The 11,956-nt window shown below is 58.7% G+C and carries 16 protein-coding genes and 1 tRNA gene; 10 read left to right on the top strand and 7 right to left on the bottom strand.

Annotation, left to right across the window (positions count from 1 at the left end):
* Positions 1-92: 92 nt before the first annotated feature.
* From ASC86_RS21205 to ASC86_RS21180, 6 genes are all read left to right on the top strand, one after another.
* Positions 93-353, top strand: a complete 261-nt coding sequence (locus tag ASC86_RS21205) for a hypothetical protein (RefSeq protein WP_056325895.1) — start codon at positions 93-95, stop codon at positions 351-353.
* Positions 354-381: 28 nt separating this feature from the next.
* Entirely contained in the window at positions 382-633 is a 252-nt protein-coding gene (locus tag ASC86_RS21200; protein ID WP_056325893.1) for a hypothetical protein, read from the top strand.
* Positions 634-807: 174 nt separating this feature from the next.
* Positions 808-1,542, top strand: a complete 735-nt coding sequence (locus ASC86_RS21195; protein ID WP_056325890.1) for a hypothetical protein — start codon at positions 808-810, stop codon at positions 1,540-1,542.
* A 2-nt stretch (positions 1,543-1,544) separates the two neighbouring features.
* Positions 1,545-1,811 (top strand): hypothetical protein, encoded by a 267-nt coding sequence (locus ASC86_RS21190; protein ID WP_056325887.1) that lies wholly within the window; start codon positions 1,545-1,547, stop codon positions 1,809-1,811.
* 2 nt (positions 1,812-1,813) lie between these two features.
* A complete protein-coding gene (locus ASC86_RS21185) occupies positions 1,814-2,194 on the top strand; it encodes a hypothetical protein (protein ID WP_056325885.1) in 381 nt (126 codons plus the stop codon).
* A gap of 14 nt (positions 2,195-2,208) precedes the next feature.
* Positions 2,209-2,649, top strand: a complete 441-nt coding sequence (locus ASC86_RS21180) for an HK97 gp10 family phage protein (protein ID WP_056325882.1) — start codon at positions 2,209-2,211, stop codon at positions 2,647-2,649.
* A 3-nt stretch (positions 2,650-2,652) separates the two neighbouring features.
* Here ASC86_RS21180 and ASC86_RS21175 read toward each other — a convergent pair whose 3' ends face one another.
* Complete coding sequence (locus tag ASC86_RS21175; RefSeq protein ID WP_348270775.1) at positions 2,653-2,838, bottom strand: helix-turn-helix transcriptional regulator; 186 nt, start codon at positions 2,836-2,838, stop codon at positions 2,653-2,655.
* Between the two features lie 126 nt (positions 2,839-2,964).
* Here ASC86_RS21175 and ASC86_RS21170 point away from each other — a divergent pair, with 126 nt between their 5' ends.
* A complete protein-coding gene (locus tag ASC86_RS21170; RefSeq protein WP_056325876.1) occupies positions 2,965-3,288 on the top strand; it encodes a hypothetical protein in 324 nt (107 codons plus the stop codon).
* Between the two features lie 33 nt (positions 3,289-3,321).
* On the opposite strand, the gene ASC86_RS21165 is transcribed toward ASC86_RS21170, so the two are convergent.
* The 3 genes from ASC86_RS21165 to dcm form a co-directional block, all read right to left on the bottom strand.
* A complete protein-coding gene (locus ASC86_RS21165) occupies positions 3,322-4,611 on the bottom strand; it encodes a hypothetical protein (RefSeq protein ID WP_156387146.1) in 1,290 nt (429 codons plus the stop codon).
* Between the two features lie 9 nt (positions 4,612-4,620).
* Entirely contained in the window at positions 4,621-5,844 is a 1,224-nt protein-coding gene (locus ASC86_RS21160; RefSeq protein ID WP_162245025.1) for an AAA family ATPase, read from the bottom strand.
* Between the two features lie 106 nt (positions 5,845-5,950).
* A complete protein-coding gene (dcm, locus tag ASC86_RS21155) occupies positions 5,951-7,450 on the bottom strand; it encodes a DNA (cytosine-5-)-methyltransferase (RefSeq protein WP_056325867.1) in 1,500 nt (499 codons plus the stop codon).
* A 57-nt stretch (positions 7,451-7,507) separates the two neighbouring features.
* Here dcm and ASC86_RS25975 point away from each other — a divergent pair, with 57 nt between their 5' ends.
* Positions 7,508-7,864 carry a hypothetical protein gene (locus ASC86_RS25975; RefSeq protein ID WP_156387145.1) on the top strand — a complete coding sequence of 119 codons (357 nt, stop codon included), beginning with the start codon at positions 7,508-7,510 and terminating at the stop codon, positions 7,862-7,864.
* 58 nt (positions 7,865-7,922) lie between these two features.
* On the opposite strand, the gene ASC86_RS21150 is transcribed toward ASC86_RS25975, so the two are convergent.
* Positions 7,923-8,008 (bottom strand) — tRNA-Leu (locus tag ASC86_RS21150).
* Positions 8,009-8,285: 277 nt separating this feature from the next.
* Positions 8,286-9,056: an ABC transporter permease gene (locus tag ASC86_RS21145; RefSeq protein ID WP_056325865.1), complete on the bottom strand. Its 771-nt coding sequence runs from the start codon at positions 9,054-9,056 to the stop codon at positions 8,286-8,288.
* Positions 9,057-9,337: 281 nt separating this feature from the next.
* On the opposite strand from ASC86_RS21145, the gene gpt reads away from it, so the two are divergent.
* Together gpt and ASC86_RS21135 are read left to right on the top strand one after the other, a co-directional pair.
* Positions 9,338-9,835, top strand: coding sequence for a xanthine phosphoribosyltransferase (gpt, locus tag ASC86_RS21140; RefSeq protein WP_056325863.1), 498 nt, complete (start codon positions 9,338-9,340; stop codon positions 9,833-9,835).
* A 31-nt stretch (positions 9,836-9,866) separates the two neighbouring features.
* Positions 9,867-10,451, top strand: a complete 585-nt coding sequence (locus ASC86_RS21135; RefSeq protein ID WP_056325860.1) for a hypothetical protein — start codon at positions 9,867-9,869, stop codon at positions 10,449-10,451.
* Between the two features lie 37 nt (positions 10,452-10,488).
* Here the strand turns inward: ASC86_RS21135 and ASC86_RS21130 are convergent, their stop codons facing one another.
* Entirely contained in the window at positions 10,489-11,940 is a 1,452-nt protein-coding gene (locus tag ASC86_RS21130; RefSeq protein ID WP_162245024.1) for a calcium-binding protein, read from the bottom strand.
* Positions 11,941-11,956: the final 16 nt, after the last annotated feature.

Raw genomic sequence — 11,956 nt, 5'->3', positions numbered from 1 at the left:
AAGGAGAAACGTAGGAACTTGACCACCACGACCCACACGAACGATACCTAAAAGCGGGTCAATTCTCGGTGGAAACGCCGGGTCAGCTCTCAGTGGAAATCAACATTCTCGCCGTCATGGACCGGCTCAACGAGAGGACGGGGCTCTGCGGGCACGTCGTCCTGGCGCTCGTGCAGGAATACCTTTGGGCTCATGCATACGAATGGTCGAAGGCAACCTTCGACCTGGTGGACGGCGCCGACCTTCGCGCGATCCGTCAGCGTCACGAGGAGACTCGCGCAATGCGGTCTCGAAGCAGCGCCTACGCCGAGAAGGCGCAGGCAGAACTCGTGCGACTCAGCGCTGTGGCCTGAGACAATCAACCAAAAGGAGAGAATGGCAATGAGCAAGGCGAAGACGAAGACGAAGAAGGACGTTGAAACGTCGGACATCGTGCCGACGCAGGAGGACATCGCGCGCTTCTCGCACCTCGACACGGAGCGGAAGCGGGTCGCTGCGGCGACGGCGTGGGCTGGCATGCGCGCGTTCCAGCTCGAGATGGGGCCTGGGCACGCTGCGCTCGACCTGATTGCGAGCGAGCTGCCGGCGGCGTATCGGCGCAATTGGGCGAAGGGGCTGATGGCAGCGGCGTAAGTGCTGGTCTGATCCGACGTGACAACGGGCCATGTTGAGAACGTCTACGGATCGGCCGATGGGCCGATCCGGTCACCTCAATGGAGGTGGACGCTCCTGCGGGGATGTTTCTCCGCGCCAAGGTCCTCCCGACCAGGGTCGAGCGTGATGCTGGACCACAGAAGGAGAACGACCATGGCAACCAAGAAGGCTCCGCCCACCCTCAACGCCCCCTGGAAATCGGTGACCGACATCAAGGCGGCATTGACGCGGGCACGGGAGCTTCACGCGGAGAACGGCAAGCGCCTCTCCGAGATGAACGAGCGGGTGGCGAAGCGCCGGGAAGAGTTGCGCGCCAATCTGCACGACCTGTCCCCGTCCGAACAGTCTCACATCCTGAACCGGGCCCTCGGTGGCCTTCGGGCCGACCTCAAGCGCGAAAGCGTCGATGCACGTACCGTGCGGCTTCGCGACCTTGACGCCCTGCGCAGGCAGGTCGAGCAGGCACACGCTCACTACCAGAGCCCCATGCAGATGCTCATCCGCGACAGCCTCGGCAGCGAGCGCCGGTCGCGGCTCCAGGCTCAACTGGAGCACGCGGGCAAGGTCGAACTCGCCAGCCTCGCGGCGCTCGCCGTGTCCATGAAGGACCGCGAACTCGGGGCCGTGCTCGCCGCACAGGTCGGCCGGATGCCGCATGCCGAGCGCCCCTTCAGCCCGCAGGAACTGGCCGAACATCTGATCGGTGACGACCATCTCGCGGTCACCGCCGCTATCATGGAGGTCAGCGAGCTTGCCCAGCGGGCGATCCTCGACGACCGTGAGTTCGAGCAGGGCCGGCCGGTGGACCGCATCGGCCTCGCGCTCCGCGCCCGTGACCGCGCCGCGCTCAACGCCCCCGACATTCAAGACGACAACCAGGAGAATTGACCATGGCCACCTTTGCCTTCTTTCCCGCCCGCGAAGAGCAGCGTCGCGGCGATCAGCTGAATTTCGCGCTCGCGGTTGGCGCATCGGCCTCGGCCGCTCGGGTTGTTGCCGAGACCCTGCTTGGCGAGCCAAACGCGCTCGTGGGCTGGACGAGCGTGGACCTGACATCTGCGCCCGCCGCTTTCGTCGGCGGCCTGCCGGTTGGCGCGCGGGCACAGGCCGTCTGGCCGAACCTCGACCGTGGCGGCTCCTACATGAGGGGAACTTGACCATGGCCGCGAAGCTTCCAGGACTGCGGGACGGTAGCAATCGGGACCTGCTGTCCTGTCTTCTGGCAGGTAGGACAGTCGTGCAGTTGCGTGACCTCGCCGAAGAGGCCGGTCTCGGCCGAGACTACTACGATGAGTCGCGCATCTACATGGAGATCCACCACGCCGAACGGCTCATCGACGCCGGCTATCGCCTGGTCGTCGTCCCGGCCCTTTCGGACACCGTAAACGTCGCGCTGTTCGTCCGCGATCAGTGGGCGGTGGACGCGTCCAACGAGGCCGTAGACCCCGCCATGCGTCCTTATCTGGCGGACGGCGATCCGCTCATGGCCCTGCTCGTCGGGCGTGCGCAACGCGCCTCTAGACGCAGCCTTGAACACTGAGAGAGGATCGGGCCATGGCCGGACTGGATGACCTTGCGAGGAGGCTCGACCGCATCGCGGTGCGGGTCGAGGGAAACGTTGAGCGGGCAATGAAGGACTGCGCCCAGGTCGTGCTCCGCTCCGTGGTCGAGGGGACGCCGGTGGACACCGGCACGGCCCGCTCGAACTGGACGCCAGAGTTGGATCGCGCCTTTGAGGGGCTGTTTCCGGCCCGCGTGCCCGGCATAAAGGGCTCGACCGGCGACGCGAACTCGGTCGCCACGATCGAGTCCGGCGCGCCGGTCATCGAGGCGTTCGACATCCGCACGAACCGCGAAATCCATATCACCAACAATGCCGGACACATCCAGGCGCTCAACGACGGCCACTCGCAGCAGGCACCTGCCGACTTCGTGAGGATTGCCGTGCTCGAAGGGCTCGCCACGGTGCGCGGCGCAAAGATATTGGACGACTGAGCCTCAGAGCTCGTGCGGCGTCAGGAGCGCTGCCGGTGTCGTCTTCAGCCGCTCGGCCAGCTTGGCGATCATGGTTAGCGAGGGGTTCCGTCTCCCGCGCTCGATGCCGCTGACGTAGGTGCGGTCGATGTCCGCTTCCAGAGCAAGCGCCTCCTGAGACAGGTCGAGGGCTTTCCTCGCTGCTTTCACGTTATCCGCCAAGACTCTGCGATAGTCCAACATCGGCGCAATGCGCCAGCATGTGGACGGATCGTCCACGGACTCATCGTCACAATTGTCGCTGACAAATCCAAATGTTGAATATAGTCTACATCTATGGAGACATTCAGCACGATCGTCACATGGCTTTATAAGGGACTCGCCACCTGGTACGTGGCGGCGATTGTCGGTGGCCTCCTGATGTTTGCTGCCGAACGGCGCGACCGGCGGCGCGAACCGACCGATGACGACGTTCGGCACGCCGCGGCTCTATATCGCGAATATTACGGCGCCGAGGCGCACCGGATCATCGGCGACCATATGAACGCCGCATCCTTCGCACCGGACGGCCGGCACAAGCGCTTCCTGAAGCGGGTATCTGCTGAGCTGCTCAAGACATCTGTGCTGGGTGGGGATAGCATTCACACCATCAAGCCTTGAGAAATTTTACTCCCTTTGGCTGAAGCTGAAAATTCATGATATCAATGCGAAGACTGCTTCTGCCATAGCCTGCTCTTCTTTCGGAAGGTCGAGGCTGTCGAGATCAAAACCGTAAGCATCGACCGAAATACCGCCCATGACGCCGATGTGCTTCAAACCTGATGTGTTGCCAGGCTTCACCTGGTGGATGATTAACGTCTTTATCGTGCCGTATGAAACGGCATAGGTCACCGCCTGGTTGATGTCTTCGCGCTTTGGCAGATCCTTGTACTTCACGTCCGAGACGATGGTCTTGGCCGTCACATTTGAAGTCACGACAATGTCGGGTTGGGCGTAATGGACCTTGGTGTTTTGAAAAAGGTATTTCCTACGCTCGTTGTTGCCGTCGAAGACGCCGATCTCGTTCGACGCGAATGACTGGAGCACGCGCCGGATGTAGCACTCGAACAGGTCGTCGAAGTTAACAACGAAGCTGCGGAGCAGAACGTCGCTGCCTTTCTCCTGGAGCGCGATACCGCCGTTCGACAGGATCAGCACGGCGATCTCGAGCGCTCTGTAGTAATAGTCCCGCTGCGCTGGCAATTGGCGCCGCTGGATCGCTGCCTTAACGTCCTGAAGATCGGCGACGGCCATTTCACCGATCGAACCAGGCAACCGGTTAAACGCTTGGTTGGCTTTTCTGATCAACTCCAGCGACGTCGAAGAGGTGGATCGTAGGCGCTGGAGAAGGAATTGCAGCGCATATTTGATGACACGGTTCGCCGGGACGTCCGACGTTTGCTCGAAGCGCTGGGCCACCACCCGATGTAACTGTCCATGGGACCAGTGCTGCTTGAGGCTCGACGAAATGTCTATACGGCCCGACGGATGCGATGTGCTGCGAGCACATCGGAGGTATTCCTTGTGAAGCCCGAGCAGTTCCAGAGGTTTCACGGCGTCGAGCAGGTTCCGTCCGAGGAACTCCATGATGCTGTCCGTCGGACCATCATTTGTGAGATAGAGACGATCGGCAGTTGCCAACGGCGTCAATGAACTGCGTGCGACGTCCAGGACGCGCGCCAGGTTGCGGACCGGCAGTTTTGGGTTGACCTCTATCGTGACTGTGGGCGTCAGCGGAATAAGGCCGATGAATCCGCCTGCGGCGATGATTGCCTTCCGTCTTTGGAAGCGGAGGGACAGCAGCCCCCTATCCTCGACCTCCCGGAAAATGGGCAACTCGCCGCCGATCATGAGATCGGCAAGGTCAACCTCTATCGTTCCTCGCGAATCGACGCTGTAGACGGTTTTGCCGTCTGCCGTTGTGACACTGTGTGGGGTTGCCACGGGCCCGCGTTAACCGTTGCCCGCCGCCTGGGCGACGTTCCCCGGCGGTGGAGTTTCGGCGGCGGTGACTGCGGCCAGGCACTTCTGCCAGAGTGCTTGGACGACTTTCTGCGTCTCCGCGTCAAACCGGAAACGCTTCCTCATGGCAAAATCCAATTGTGAGGTCCAAAGCCGCTGGAGCGAGGCGCCGTCCTTGACCGTACGGAAGAACGCGTGCCCTATATCGATGTGGTTCTGAAGCTCGATGAAGAACTCGACCACCGGGCCCATCGCAGGTCCAGCCATCCCATTTTCCGTGAGGAAGTCGCGCAGTTTGTCGGCGCTGGGCGCTATCCGCACCTTCGCCCATCGGCGCTCCATCGCGGCATCGATCTCGTCGACCGACCGGTCTTCAGGGTTCATCGTAGCCAAGAATATCAAGTTTTTGGGGATGCTCACCACGCGGCCCGACGGCAAGAAGAACTCCCTACCACGATGCGATCCTTCCATGTACGTCATGGTCTCACCGAGAACTCGCGCCGGGTCCGTTCGGCTGAACTCGTCGATGATCATCACGACAAGGGAGTTCGTCTTCTGCGCGGCTGCCACCATCTGTAATAGGTGCTTATCTACGAGACGAAACCCACCTGCGTCGCGGTCAGGAACGTAACCCTCCACGAAATCTTCATACTGATACGACGGATGAAACTGCACCTCGCGGATCAGAGAATCGAAGCCCCCGGTCAATTTCAGTGCGATCTGCCGGGCGTACCATGTCTTACCCGTGCCGGGAGATCCAACGAGCATCACGCCGCCCATCTGGTCCTCGTTCAACAGTCGATAGACTTCGACTAGCACGGGATCATCGTCCGGTATCAGTGACGCTACGAGTGTCTCCGGCTCCTCCTTTGGCGCCTGCATCTGCTTTTGGGCCGGGAGTGAAAGTTTGAACGTCTTCGAGGACGGCACCCGCTTCTCAAGCTCGTCGCGGGATTCCGGCTGGATGCTGGAGATCATCGCGCAGATGATCGTCAAATCCTGCGGCTTGAGGATCTGAACGACCTGAGACGCGTAGTTGTTGATGCCGACGATCGAGGCGTCCGTCAGGAACTGGGTATAGGTGTCCGGCGCGCTCTTAAGTAGGTCTTCCTTTTTCACCGACTTCGGGAACACAAATACGTTATCGATCGCGATCTCGAAGTTCTTACCGTCGCTGGCCTGCTCTTTCGACGAACAATTGCCAATCGCTCGCACACCCTGCTCCCAGGGTGTAGCTACGCCTTTGTTGTTGTTGCTGCCAAGCCAAATGAGGACGATCGAGCCAACCTCAAACTCCTTCGGTACTTGAGCACACGTCAGCTCAATCGGCGCGGATCTCAACCCCGGCGGAGAACTGTCTATCTGTTCTGAAACTGCTGCGCTCGATGGCCCGAGCCGGACGAATGCTGGACTTGCCAAATTTACTACCCCCAGAGTCACCACCTTCATCTATGGGTGATTCTCCGGTTGCTTGCACGATTTTCTCCAGAGCGACGCTCATCGGCAGAAAAAGAGTGCGTCCAACAACCTTCACGCGGCGCAGAATGCCCGCAGCAGCGTTGGCCGTTAGGAAGTAGCTTTCATCCGGACGCGTCGCATCGAGCGCATCGACGAAGCGGGCGGGCACAATCTTTGACGGCGCCGGTGATGCAGTACCTTCGATGATCATGTCACGGCAAGCCACGCCGCCGCTCTTCCATTTCCGAACGAACGTGCCGGCGCGTATTTCGTCGGTGATCGCTGCGAACGAAAGCACGCGCGTAGCGTTTCGAAGTTCTGGCGCTAGCTTCAGAACATCCTCAGGCAAGTCGATCTCGTCAGGGCGCTTCACCGCAGCCGCGACGATCCCGCCGATGCGTTTTGCGATCCAGGTAACTACCGGAACGGCAACGGCGTTGCCGACCGACTTGTAGCGCTCAGAATCGAAACCGCGCGCGGGCTGGGGGACGCTCGCCAACGGAACGGTCCACCCAGCGGGAAAGCCTTGAAGACGTTCGCTCTCAGTAGGTGTCGGTCGTCGAACGGCATCGGGATAGGAAATATATGATCGGCTCCAATCGTTACCGGTGTGCCTCCCGGATGTCGCGGCGATACAATAAGCCAGCTGCGGCACGATAGCGCCTGTGCTATGCTTCGATTGCGTTACGAAACCGATGCGCTCCGAGCCGCGATCGGCGCTACGCTTCGGCTCAAATAGGGCTTCTGTCGCGCTGTGATAATCGCCCTTCCAAGCGCAGATGAATACGCGAGGTCGTGACTGGGCGACGCCGAAATAACGTGCGTTCATTACGCGCCAACTGACCGCATAACCGCGTTCGATCAACTCCATTAGGATAACGCCGAAATCGCAACCTTGATGCGAGTTAAGAAGTCCAACCACGTTCTCAAGCAACAGCACCTTCGGGCGCTTTGCTTCGACAAGCCGCATCAGTTCGAAAAACAGACTGGTATGGTTACCCTTCAGGCCATTTCGGCCATGATTGCCGCGAGCAAGCGACACGTCCTGACAGGGGAATCCTGCCGTCCAGACATCAGCATCCGGCATTTCCTCCGGTCTAAGCTTCTTTATATCGGACACGAGTGTTGCCTTTGGCCAGTGCTTCCTCAAGATCGACTGGCAGAACTTATCTAGTTCGCACTGCATCACGATGTCGCCGTCAGCTACATCGAAGGCATGGTCGAAACCGCCAATGCCTGCAAACAACGAAATGACCTTCAGTTTATTAGTCAGTGTTTTCTGGGGCGATAAATCACCCAACGGTGACTCCGATATTTCGGAGTTGGCAGAAGAGAAACCTGCAGGTCTAACGGCCTTGTTCATAGGTCAAATCTTCCTTGCTACCAAATTGGGGATACTCGCCTTGAATGGCTCTATGGCTTGCTGGAAGTTATCGATACCGTCCACGGCCTGATAGCCGAGAGCGCAAGAAAAGAGATCAAAAACCTCAGGGCTGGCTACAGTTGGCATGCTATCCAGACTATCGGGCTTTACCGTTCTCATTTTCTAAAACCCTCTTCGCGGCATTTTCATATTGAGAACAATACGAGAACATTGCAGATTCGTCAACGCTTCATCTCAGCGATGTCGACGCACAAGGTCAATGCCGTGCAAGCCATATTGTCGTGGAAAGACCAAGATTTGGTTAACCATGTTGAAGTGACTGGAGCTTTGGAACATTCCGCTTTGGTTCCCAAAACCGCAATGGCACGAACAGCGCATATAGCCGCCACGTAAGAGCCATTATCGCGCCAGTCGAGGGGATTGCCCCCGAAGCCTCAGATTCACAAATGATTGGTGGCCGCTGTGGGAATCGAACCCACACGGGCGTAGCCCGAGGCATTTTAAGTGCCTTCCGTCTACCAATTTCGGCAAGCGGCCTTCCATTCCAACGCGTCCGGACTCATAGCAGAAACACGCGCATCGGGCCTATATCAGGCCTTTACCGGCTCGAATAGGCCTAAGCGCATGATCCGGTTGCGCTTTTCTGCGGACACGTCGGGATTTTAAGTCTCTTGCGTCTACCAGTTTCGCCACGTCCGCATGCCCTGCTTTTCAGGCACGTAGCCGATTCAGTCAAGCATGCGATTGCAAAACATGCCGCTTGCTTGAACGGTATCAGAACAACGAAGCGCCCGACGGCTACCGTCCCTGTCTATCAATCGTTGCGAAGCTTAGCGGCGGATACGCTCAAGAGAACAAGGCCAACGAAAATTGTGCCGAAAACCCACTCGTAGAGATAACCCATATCCAGGATTTCCGGCCGGTATTCAGGATAGATCCCCTGCCGGAAACACATGACCGCATGCAGGATGGGATTATAGAGGAGGTAATCCAGATAGGGCCGCGGCATCGCGTCTGGCACGAAAAAAACCCCGGAAATCATGAACATAGGCCGGTTAACCAGACTGAAAATCTGCTCGTAAAGTGGCGAACGGGCAAAAAGCGTAACATTGATGAGGCCCATACCTGCACCAAGTAGCGTCGCAGCAAAGAGTGCTTCAAGGATATATGACCAGTCGAACTGCACCGAAGTAGGCAGTTTGACGATAATCATCCCCAGAATGAACGCCGCAACAAACGACGTCGTTATGAACTGCAAAACGTATCGTGCCACAACCGCGTCGATCGGCGCGACCAGCGGATAGGTCAGTAGGGATTTATTGGCCTTCACGGCGGCGGCGACATAACTCGACATGCCCTGATAGAACTGAAAGCACAGATATCCCGACGCAAAGAACAAGGGAAAATCGCTCCCTAGCGGGGGCACTTTCGCCACCGCGGAGAAAATCAGCGTCATCAGGAAGACATGCGACAAGGGATCAAGCAGCGCCCAGACATAACCGCCGGGTTTGTCGCCAAATCGAGCTGCCATTTCGCGGATGATCAGCGCCGTGGTAACGCGCATATGCACTTTAAGAACGTTCATGCTGAGACGTTTCCTTTGCGTCCGCTGCCGGCTTTCGACAAAGCGCACGCGAGATTTCCTTTGCCGGATGAAACCGACAGTCCTTCAGATACTCTAGAATAAAAACTTGGCGCCCTCGTCAAGGCTCCATTGCAACACTCAGCCTGCTTCGAAAAGAGCGGAGAACGAGACTGCCTCACCTGCTCTTGCCAATTTGCGGTGATTGCCGCTAAAGCATGGTGGAATTGGGGCTTCGGCCTCATCATTTCCATATATTCTTCCTGAAAAGCCGGAGCCATCGCATGTCTCTTCCCGATAAAGCCTTCCCCGTTTCCTGGGATCAGTTTCACCGCGATGCCCGCGCGCTTGCATGGCGCCTTGCCGATAACGGCCGCGAATGGAAGGCGATCGTCTGCATCACGCGCGGCGGGCTCGTTCCGGCAGCCATCGTCTGCCGCGAGTTGAACATCCGCCTTATCGAGACGGTCTGCGTCGCCTCCTATCACGATTACGATTCCCAGGGCGAGATGTACGTGCTGAAGGGTATTTCGGAGGAACTGAAAGCCGACGACGGCGAAGGTATCCTGATCATCGACGACCTGACCGACACCGGCAAGACCGCAACCGTTGTGCGCGCCATGCTGCCCAAGGCCCATTTCGCCGCCGTCTATGCCAAGCCGAAGGGCCGGCCGCTGGTGGATACCTTCGTCACCGAGGTCAGCCAGGATACCTGGATCTATTTCCCCTGGGACATGGGCCTTACCTATCAGGAGCCGATCACCAAGGGCTCACGGGGCTGAAAACTGCTGCGCGACGGGGAGGAATGCGCCGATGAAACGCACCGCCCTGGTCGCCGGCCTTTCCCTCCTGATTGCCGCAGGCACCGTCCCGCCATCGCGCGCCAACGAACTCTACATAGATGCCGTCAAGGACTATGTGCAGGATAGCCTGCGCGGCTGGACAAATGACCAGCGCATCGTCGATGCTTTGAAAACCGGGAATGCCTTCCACCAGTACCTGACAGCGGAAGATATCGATGCGATGGATGCGCGCTGGCGCATCGAGTTCCGAAGCCAGGAACGCCCCCTGATCCGCGCTGTGGTGGACAATTCTCTTTCCGCCTTTTTACGCGCAAAGCAGAAGGAGGCGGACGGCCTCGTCACAGAGATCATCGTGATGGACGCCAAGGGCTTGAGCATAGCCGAAAGTGAGGCCAGTTCGGATTATTGGCAAGGCGACGAGCCGAAATGGCAGAAAACCTACCTTACCGGCACGCGCGATATCTTCATCGACCGGGCTGAAAAGGATGAATCGACACAGATGCTGCAGGTGCAGGCCAGCATGACGGTCTTCGATCCCGAAACGGACCAGCCGATCGGTGCCATCACAATCGGCATCAATCTCGACGGCCTTTGACAGATCGCGCAGGCGGCAGTTCGCAACCGCCGCTCCTCTAGACGACCACGAAATCGTTGCTTGTCAAAGCCAGGTTCTTGTTCAGTGTCGCAAACAGCACTGAACCACCGCTCCCGGACCCATTGGAATCATAGAACAGATTGCCGGTATCCGTCTCGTAGATGACCCGGTCGTTGCCGTCGACGGCCTTGCCGGTGGTGTTCTTTACGAAAGCACTACCAGCCAGGGTTCCCAGCACGGTGAGCACCGTGAAAACGGCGTTCTCCAGATGGATGGTATCATCCACCACGCTGAAATCCGTCAAATGATCGACATTGCTTGAGCCAAGCGCGGTATCGAAGACGAAAATATCCTTGTTGGCGCCGCCGGTGAGCGTGTCCTTTCCCAAGCCCCCGAATAGGATATCGTCGCCGGTATCGCCCTTGAGGATATCGTCGCCACCGTTGCCTTTGAGCGCATCCTTGCCGTTTCCCCCGGCCAGCGTGTTCTTGCCGGCATTGCCGAGAACGATGTTGTCGAGCGTGTTGCCGGTTCCGTCGATATTGCCGGTGCCGAGCAGCGTCAGGTTCTCGATCGAACTGAAGCCGGTCAGCGAACGGGTGATCGTCGAGGTGATGGTATCCCGGCCGGCACTGTCGGAAACGGTGTCGTTTTCGGCGCCGAGAACGTAGGTGTCGTCACCCGCTCCGCCGATCAGCGCATCGAGGCCCGCTCCACCTTCCAGAACATTCTTGCCGGCGTTGCCGGTAATCGTATTCGCCAACCCGTTGCCGGTGCCGTTGATATTTCCCGTCCCGAGCAGCGTGAGCTTTTCGATTGTGCCGAAACTTGCTAGCGAGCGCGATATCGTCGAGGTGACCGTGTCGATCCCTGCACTATCCGACACCGTGTCACTTTCTGCGCCCAGCACGTAAGTATCGTTCCCAGCACCGCCGACCAAGGTGTCGTGACCGCCACCACCATCCAGGGTATTTTGGCCCGAATTCCCGTTGATCGTGTTGACGAGCCCGTTGCCGGTGCCGTTGATATTGCCCGTCCCCAACAGAATGAGCTTTTCGATCGTGCTGAATCCGGCCAGTGAGCGCGTGATCGTCGAGGTAATCGTGTCGATCCCTGAACTATCGGAGATGGTGTCGCTCTCGGCACCGAGGACGTAGGTGTCGTCCCCTGCACCGCCGACCAATGTGTCGTGGCCGACACCGCCATCCAGAATGTTCTTGCCGGAATTCCCGTTGATCGTGTTGACGAGCCCGTTGCCGGTGCCGTTGATATTGCCCGTCCCCAGCAGGATGAGCTTTTCGATCGCGCTGAAACCCGCCAACGAACGGGTGATCGTTGAGGTGATCGTATCAATCCCATCGCTATCCGATACCGTATCGCTATCGGCACCCAGAACATAGGTGTCGTCCCCCGCACCGCCGATCAGTGTATCGAGGCCCGCGCCGCCATCCAGAATGTTCTTGCCGGAAGTGCCGGTGATCGTGTTCACGAGCCCGTTGCCGGTG

The sequence above is a fragment of the Rhizobium sp. Root1212 genome (assembly GCF_001424985.1).
Classification (GTDB): domain Bacteria; phylum Pseudomonadota; class Alphaproteobacteria; order Rhizobiales; family Rhizobiaceae; genus Pararhizobium.
Note: the sequence above shows the minus strand (reverse complement) of the source record. Positions and strands in the feature narration are given on the sequence as shown.